The 7,053-nt window shown below is 72.0% G+C and carries 10 protein-coding genes and 1 pseudogene; 6 read left to right on the forward strand and 5 right to left on the reverse strand.

Annotation, left to right across the window (positions count from 1 at the left end; translation table 11 throughout):
* A partial coding sequence (locus KBZ04_RS12685) for a hypothetical protein (RefSeq protein WP_254992273.1) occupies positions 1 to 181 on the reverse strand: 181 nt, incomplete at its 3' end.
* 92 nt (positions 182 to 273) lie between these two features.
* Between KBZ04_RS12685 and rpmF the strand changes: the two genes are divergently transcribed.
* Positions 274 to 456, forward strand: coding sequence for a 50S ribosomal protein L32 (gene rpmF, locus KBZ04_RS12690; RefSeq protein WP_254962985.1), 183 nt, complete (start codon positions 274 to 276; stop codon positions 454 to 456).
* Here the strand turns inward: rpmF and KBZ04_RS12695 are convergent.
* From KBZ04_RS12695 to KBZ04_RS12705, 3 genes are read right to left on the reverse strand one after another with little or no spacing between them, the layout of a single operon-like run.
* Positions 414 to 1,352 carry a hypothetical protein gene (locus KBZ04_RS12695; RefSeq protein ID WP_254992274.1) on the reverse strand — a complete coding sequence of 313 codons (939 nt, stop codon included), beginning with the start codon at positions 1,350 to 1,352 and terminating at the stop codon, positions 414 to 416. The two genes, rpmF and KBZ04_RS12695, sit on opposite strands and share 43 nt — an antisense overlap.
* Positions 1,342 to 1,689, reverse strand: coding sequence for a DUF565 domain-containing protein (locus KBZ04_RS12700; protein WP_254992275.1), 348 nt, complete (start codon positions 1,687 to 1,689; stop codon positions 1,342 to 1,344). The genes KBZ04_RS12695 and KBZ04_RS12700 overlap by 11 nt, the downstream gene beginning before the upstream one ends.
* Positions 1,686 to 2,447 (reverse strand): HAD-IA family hydrolase, encoded by a 762-nt coding sequence (locus tag KBZ04_RS12705; protein WP_254992276.1) that lies wholly within the window; start codon positions 2,445 to 2,447, stop codon positions 1,686 to 1,688. The genes KBZ04_RS12700 and KBZ04_RS12705 overlap by 4 nt, the downstream gene beginning before the upstream one ends.
* 88 nt (positions 2,448 to 2,535) lie before the next feature.
* On the opposite strand from KBZ04_RS12705, the gene recJ reads away from it, so the two are divergent.
* Entirely contained in the window at positions 2,536 to 4,452 is a 1,917-nt protein-coding gene (gene recJ / locus KBZ04_RS12710; protein ID WP_254992277.1) for a single-stranded-DNA-specific exonuclease RecJ, read from the forward strand.
* A complete protein-coding gene (locus KBZ04_RS12715) occupies positions 4,449 to 5,882 on the forward strand; it encodes a chloride channel protein (RefSeq protein ID WP_254992279.1) in 1,434 nt (477 codons plus the stop codon). The genes recJ and KBZ04_RS12715 overlap by 4 nt, the downstream gene beginning before the upstream one ends.
* Here KBZ04_RS12715 and KBZ04_RS14375 read toward each other — a convergent pair.
* Positions 5,781 to 6,005 (reverse strand): annotated as a pseudogene (locus KBZ04_RS14375) (hypothetical protein); the annotation flags it as partial. The gene KBZ04_RS12715 and the pseudogene KBZ04_RS14375 sit on opposite strands and share 102 nt — an antisense overlap.
* Between KBZ04_RS14375 and KBZ04_RS12720 the strand changes: the two are divergent.
* Genes KBZ04_RS12720 through KBZ04_RS12730 form a run of 3 tightly spaced genes read left to right on the forward strand, consistent with a single transcriptional unit; the run spans position 5,988 to position 7,037 of the window.
* Positions 5,988 to 6,347, forward strand: a complete 360-nt coding sequence (locus KBZ04_RS12720) for a YkgJ family cysteine cluster protein (RefSeq protein ID WP_254992280.1) — start codon at positions 5,988 to 5,990, stop codon at positions 6,345 to 6,347. The pseudogene KBZ04_RS14375 and the gene KBZ04_RS12720 overlap by 18 nt on opposite strands.
* Positions 6,344 to 6,721 (forward strand): TMEM165/GDT1 family protein, encoded by a 378-nt coding sequence (locus KBZ04_RS12725; protein WP_254992281.1) that lies wholly within the window; start codon positions 6,344 to 6,346, stop codon positions 6,719 to 6,721. The genes KBZ04_RS12720 and KBZ04_RS12725 overlap by 4 nt, the downstream gene beginning before the upstream one ends.
* Before the next feature lie 7 nt (positions 6,722 to 6,728).
* On the forward strand, positions 6,729 to 7,037 hold the full coding sequence (locus KBZ04_RS12730; protein WP_254992282.1) for a TMEM165/GDT1 family protein: 309 nt from the start codon (positions 6,729 to 6,731) through the stop codon (positions 7,035 to 7,037).
* The last annotated feature ends 16 nt before the right edge of the window (positions 7,038 to 7,053 follow it).

The raw sequence follows: 7,053 nt of genomic DNA on the forward strand, positions 1-7,053 counted from the left end.
GGAACGTGGCGGTCACCCCCCGTAGAGCCGGGGAGAGCTCCAGGCTCTTCACCTTGCCGGCTTCGATGTCCCGCAGCAGCGGGCTGTAGGAGGGCGCTGAGGAGGACTGGCCCCCGAGACTGAAGCCAGGTTGCACCGGTGGGGCTGGTTTGGCCGGCTCCGGAGGAGAACTGCTGCTCACAGGCCAGGCATCCTTATCAGGAATGGACTGTAGCCATTTGACGAAAGGCGAGTCGGCGGCGGAGGATCACCGTTTGGCAACGAGATAGCCGGATGGCCGTACCCAAGAAGAAAACCTCCAAAGGCAAGCGCAACCAGCGCCACGCCCACTGGAAGGCCAAGGCCGGTGTGGCGGCCCAGAAGGCCATGTCGCTGGGCAAGGCCGTCCTGAGCGGACGGGCCCAGGGCTTCGTCTACCCGATCGCCGAAGAAGCCGAAGCCAGCGAGGAGAGCTGAGCCTCCAGGGGGCGGCAACGTCTCCTGCCATCGAGGATCACTCCGCCCTGAAGCTCCAGCGATGGCTGCGGCCTGAGCAGCGGGTCCTGGTACAGCGCCGGTGGGAGCGAACGCACCGTGGCCCGCACCAGGCCATCGAGCTTGTCGGCCGTGAGCCAGCCACCACCGCTACGCCGTTGTCTGGCTTCGGCCTGGAAGCGCCAGCGTCGCGGCAGGCTCCAGCGCTGCGGACGCAGCAGCCACAGCCCATCGCAGGCGTCCCAGAGGTCTTTGTAGCCCGCCAGATGGCGGTCCCAGAAGGGCAGCCACTGCCGTTCCTCGGTGGTCAGCGCCTCCAGACCAGCCCCGCTCTGCAGCCCCGCCTCCAGGGCCTGTGGACCAAGGGCCCGGCATCCCATCAGCCAGCCCTCGATCACCAGGGCGTCCGCGGGCTGTTCCCGCCACCCGGATCGTTGCCCTTCGCCTCCGGCCAGCGTCTTGTCGAATCCTGGCAGCCGCAGCGGGCCCCCGGCGCGCCAGGCCTTGAGCGCCGCCAGCAGCAGCGGCAGGTCATGGCTGCCGGGCGGCACCCGGCTGACGCCGAAGGGATTGCCCGCCAGCACCTGGCGCCGTTGCTCGGCGGGCAGGTAGAGGTCATCGATCGAGACCACCATGAGCCGCAGGCCGCCCAGGGGTGCGAGGCGCTCCAGGGCGCGGCCCAGGCTGGTCTTGCCGGCACCGACCGGCCCATTCAGGGCCAGGACCGGTCGCCGCTGGGCGGTTCCGTTGCCCAGGCCGGCCTCGAGTCGCTGCAGCAGTGGCAGGGCGAGGTGCCGCAGCAGGGTGGGGTGCACCGGGCCGAGGTCGCCGGCCCGCTCCAGCCGCCGTTCCCAGGCCGCCGCCGCCTCAGGTTCCAACCTTGAAGGCCTCCAGCACGATCGAGTAGGTGGCACCGATGCGCAGGTTGTCGACGATCACCCAGCCCAGGGGGGGCTCGGTCCGCACCAGCCGGCTGCGCAGCCGCACCAGGGTTTCGATCACCAGCAGCATGGCGAGCACCACGGCTGGCCTTCCCCCCGGAGAGGTGAACAGCAGGAAGCTGCTGAGGTTCTGACCGGCGAAGAATCCCAGCAGCAGGCCCAGGGCCGCCAGGCTGCCGGTTCGCCAGCTGCTCCGCACCTGGCCGAGCACCCGCCCCCCCAGCCGGCTGATCAGTCCCTGGAAACGGGTGCGCTGCACGGGGAGGCGGGTCATGGCGGATCGAGCAGGCGCTGCAGCCACGACAGCGTCACCTGGGGGCCGGGGCAAGCCGGCCCCTGGTGCACTTCCACCGTCCCCTCGCTTTCCTCCAGGTTCTCGACCACGGCCCGGGCTGCGCTGAAGGCGCTGGCCGGGTGCTCCCGGGTCGCCACACTCAGGCAGACCAGGCAGGGCAGGCCGGCGCCGCTGGCGGCCGCCAGGCCGGCCGGTGAGTCCTCGAGCACCAGGACCCCCTGATCACCGGTCTCCAGGCGCTCCAGCGCCAGCCGGTAGGCCTCCGGATCAGGCTTCTTGCGTTCCACGTCCTCGCCGCAGATCCAGAACTCGAAGGCTCCGGCCACACCGGGCGGCGCGCCTTCCAGCAGGGAGGTCACGGCAAGGCGCCCACTGGTGGTGACGATCGCCTGCCGCAGGCCCGTCGCCGCGGCCGCTTCCACCAGGCGCGCCACCCCCGGCCTGAGGGCCAGGCCGCCCTGGCGCACCAGAGCCGTGTACAGGGTCTGCTTGTGGCGCTGCAGCTCCGCCACCCGCTCGGGATCGGGGGCGCGGCCTTCCGCCTGCTCCAGAAAACGGGTGATCCGTTCGTGGCCGCCACTCACTACCAGCAGCCGGGCGTAGGTGGGCCGGTCCCATCGCCAGGGCAGACCGGCGGCGGCGAAGCTGTGGTTGAACGCCACCCTGTGGCCCTCGAACTCCGTTTCGGCCAGGGTGCCATCCACGTCCCAGAGCAGGGCCGTCAGGGCCGGGGCCATTGGATGCCACACGTGTTGCCATCGCAAGGCTAAGGGGTGCGTCGCGCTGCCCCGCCTCCCACAATGCGAAAGCCCCGCCCGTCGTTCGTTGCTTTCTGCCGTCAACGAGCGACGCTGGCTGCTGCCCACTCCCCTGGGCGGCGATGACCCGGCGTCGGCCAGCCGGGAAGCCGCCGGCGGGTTGCCCGAGGAACTGCTGGCGATCCTGCGGCGTCGCGGCCTGCTGACGGAGGCGGCGGTGCGTGAGCTGCTCGAGCCCGTGGCCGCCCCTGATCCCGACGCCCATTTTCCCAGCCTGGAACTGGCGGTCGAGCGGCTGGTGCGTTGCTGCCAGACGTCCGAGCCGGTGGCCATCTGCGGCGACTACGACGCCGACGGCATGACCAGCACCGCCCTGCTGGTGGGGGTGTTGCAACGGCTCGGCGCCCGGCCCCGGGCCGCCATCCCGAGCCGCATGGAGGACGGCTACGGCCTCAACGCGGCCATGGTGGAGCGGCTGGCGGCCGAGGGGGTGCGGCTGCTGATCACCGTGGATAACGGGGTGGCCGCCACCGAGGCCCTCGAGCGCGCCGCCGCCCTTGCCGTGGAGGTGATTCTCACCGACCACCACACCCTGCCGCCCCAGCTGCCGCCGCACCTGGCCCTGCTGCACCCGGCCGTCACCCCGGAAGGCTCTCCCTACCGCGGCCTGGCGGGCGTGGGGCTGGCCCACGTGCTGGCCACCGCCCTTTGCCGGCGGCTCCAAAGTCGCGAGGGGCTGGAAATCGCCCTCAACCTGTTCTGCATCGGCACCATTGCCGACATGGCGCCGCTGCAGGGGGTGAACCGCCGCTGGTTGCTGGATGGCCTGCCCCTGCTGGGCCGCAGCCCCCTGCCCGGTCTGCAGGCCCTGCGCCAACTGGCGGGCCTCGAGAAGCACCGGGTCGATGCGGAGGCGGTGGGCTTCCAGCTGGCTCCCCGGATCAATGCCGTGGGTCGGCTGGGCGATCCCCAGCTGGTGGTCGACCTGCTCACCACGGAGGATCCGGAGCGGGCGTTGGAGCTGGCCCGCTCCTGTGAAGCCCTCAACCGCCAGCGCCGGGAACTCTGCGGCGCGATCGAGGCGGAGGCCCTGGCCCTGCTGGAGGCCGACGGTCCCCAGCGGCCCGCCTTCCTGCTGCTGGCCCAGGGCCACTGGCACCACGGTGTCATCGGCATCGTCGCCTCCCGTCTGGTGGAACGTTTCGGCCGTCCGGTCGCCCTGCTGGCGGCGGAGGGGGGCGGTCGCCTGCGGGCTTCGGTGCGGGCACCCAAGGGCTTCGCCGTGGATGCGGCCCTGACCGCCTGCGCCGAGCTGCTGGAGCGCCACGGCGGCCATCCGGCCGCCGGTGGCTTCACGGTGCGGGCCGAGAACGTGGCCGCCCTGCAGGAACGCCTCGTGGCTCTGGCCGGCACCTGGCTGGAGGCGGCGGGGGATGGGCGTGCCGTCGAACCCGAGGCCCTGTTGCGGCTGGAGCGGATCGATCGGGAGTTCTGGCACCACCTGCAACGGCTGGCCCCCTTCGGCATCGGCAACCCCACACCCCTGTTCTGGACCAGTCGCTGCCAGGTGGTGGAGCAGAAGGTGCTGCGTGGTGGCCACCTGCAGCTGCAGCTGGCCCAGGGGGAGGCGCAGCTGCGGGCGATCGGCTGGCGCTGGCAGGGGCCCAGCCAGTGGGCCGGCCCGGTGGATGTGGCCTTCCGGCTGCGCCGCGACGACTGGCAGGGGGTGGAACGGTTCCAGCTGGAATTGGAGGCGATCCGCTGCAGCGGCGGCGATGGGGTTGTTCTGCAGCGGCGGGATCGCACCTACTGGTGCCGGCGCCAGGGGGACAGCCTGGTGATTCGCAACGCCGCCGGCGAGGAGCTGCGTTCGGCCATCCATCCCGACTCCGGCACGCTCGTGGCCTCGGAGGCGTCCCCCCACCCCTACGTGCAGGGACTGCTGCGGGAGGCGGCCATGGCCCTGGGGATGGCGGCAGGATGAGCCGCCATCGCTTCGGCCTGCTGCGTTCCCTCGTCCAGCTGGCGGTGCTGGGGGCCCTGGTGGGGCTGGCCTGCTGGCCCCTCAATCGCATCGACCTGCTCCAGGACCGCTTGCTCTCGGTCCTGCCGGCGTTCAGCGGCGGCGCCTGGAGCGGCCCGGGCTGGCTGCTGGCCCTGGCGCCGATCCCCCTGGTGCCCCTTCTGCTCTGGTTCCAGCGGGGCCCCTGGCGCCGTGGCGCCGGCTCGGGCATCCCCCCGGGGATGCTCTGCCTGGAGGATCCCCATCGCGGCGCCCAGCTGCTCAGCGCCGCCCCCACGGGGGAACGGCTGGGGCTCTGGACCGTGGCCAGCCTGGCCCTGCTGCCCCTGGGCCGGGAGGGCCCCGTGGTGGAGGTGGGCGCTTCGGTGGGCCAGGCCCTGCTGCGGCGCTGGCCGGGCCTGCTGCATCGCACCAGCCGGGGCCACCTGCTGGCCGGCGCGGCCGGTGCCGGTCTGGCCGGCGGCTTCAACACGCCGCTGATGGGCGTGATCTTCGTGGTGGAGGAGCTCACCGGCAGCTTCCAGCAGCGGCTGGTGTGGCCGGCCCTGGTGCTGGCCAGCGCGGCGGCGCTGGTGAGCAACCTGGGCGGTCAGCCGATGTTCGCGCTGGGGATCAACGCCAGCCCGGTGACGGAACTCGACCAGCTGCTGTGGGCGATTCCGATCGGTCTTGGCGGCGGCCTGCTCGGTGGCGGCTTCGCCCGGTTGCTGGTGCGGGGCACGGCCCTGATCACCCCCATCGCCCGCCGCTGGCCCCTGCGTCTCGGCCTGGCCGCGGGACTGCTGCTGGCTTTGCTGGCCCTGCTCACCGGCGGCGCCAGTGGCGGTGACGGGGAAGCGCTGATGCGCCTGGTTCTCGACCAGGATGCCGACACGACGCCCAGCTGGAGCTGGCTCGTCCTGCTGGCCGCACGGCTGCTGGGACCGATCCTGGCCCTGTCGGCAGGAATACCAGGTGGTCTGATTGATCCGGCCTTTGCCCTGGGGGGGGTGTTTGGAGCGGGGGTGGTGCGGGCCCTGGCCGGGGACCCCCACCTGGGCCTGGCCCTGGGGATGGCGGCCGGGCTGGCGGGGGCCACCCAGCTCCCGGTGATGACGGTGGCGTTCGCGATCCGGATGGCGGGGGACCAGCAACTTCTGCCGGGCTTGGTGGCCGCCGCCGCCATCGCCACCTACACCGGCCAGGCGATCCAGGGCCGTCCGGTGTATCACGCCCTGGCCGACCTGCTCCTGCCCGTGGGCTCAGAGGGCGCCGCGGCGGTAGTAGAGGATGAAGATCACGGCCGGACCGGCCAGGGTGATCAGGGCCAGGGCGCCGAAGTTGGAGATGAGATGGAAGTCGATACCCATGGGGCGACAGCTGGCGAAGGGGACGATCGGCATGGAGTGTAGGTCGCCTGTGCGCCCCTTCCAAGCATGGGCCCCGCAGCCGTGATCGGTTGTCATGGCTGGCGCCGGGCGGGGGTGTGAGTGAATGGGACAACCCGTTCCGCTCCGTTGTCCCGATCCGAGCATTGGCACTGCATCAGCGGCTGCGGCTCCTGCTGCCGTCTCGATCCGGCCCTCAGGGGCGACGCGATCGGGGCCCTCGATCCCGAGCAGCAGCAGCTTTACCTCGCGATGGTGGGTGAGGACGGCTGGTGCCGCCACTTCGACACCGGCTCCCGTCGCTGCCGCATCTATGCGGAACGGCCCGATTTCTGTCGGGTGGACCAGCTGGTGGCCCTGTTCGGTCAGCCCGGCGACGATCCCGACGCCCTGGCCATCGCCTCCTGCAAGGAACAGATCCGTGCCGAGCTGGGCGGCCGCCACTCCGTGATGCACCGTTTCCTGCGGACGATCCGTCAGCCGTCATGACCAGCGCCCCCGACGCCCCCGATCAGCCCACGCCGCCGCCGGAGCCGACCGACACCCCGGCCCCCTCCAGCTGGATCACCGTGTTCGTCAGCACGGCCACCACCGTGTTTCTGGCGGAACTGGGCGACAAGACCCAGCTGGCCGCCCTGCTGCTGTCGGCCCAGTCGGGCCGACCGTTCACGGTGTTCGTGGGGGCCTCGCTGGCCCTGATCTGCTCCAGCCTGGTGGGGGTGCTGCTGGGTCGCTGGCTCTCCACCGTCATGCCCGCCCACCAGCTCGAGCGGGCAGCGGGGCTGCTGATGGTGGCCCTGGGCCTGTGGCTCGGCCGCCAGGCGGTGCTGCACCTGGCGCCCCTGCACCTGCTCACCTCCTGAGATCCCCATGCCGTTCGCCCTGCTTGCCTCCACCTTTGCCACCGTCTTTCTGGCCGAGCTCGGCGACAAGACGCAACTGGCCATCGTCAGCATCAGCGGCACCTCCAACCGGCCCGGGGCCGTCTTCGCCGGCAGTGCCACGGCCCTGGTGCTGGCCAGTCTGGTGGGGGCGGCGGCGGGTGGTTCCCTCTCCAGCGTCATCCCCACCGACGGCCTGCAGCTGGCCGCCGCCGCCGGCTTCCTGATCATCGGCGGCCGCCTGATTCTGCGCTCCGGCGCCGGGCGCGGCGCGGACGCCGACACCCCCGCTCCTTAGAGTCGCCGCATGGCGT

Source organism: Cyanobium sp. N5-Cardenillas (assembly GCF_024345515.1).
Classification (GTDB): Bacteria; Cyanobacteriota; Cyanobacteriia; order PCC-6307; family Cyanobiaceae; genus Cyanobium.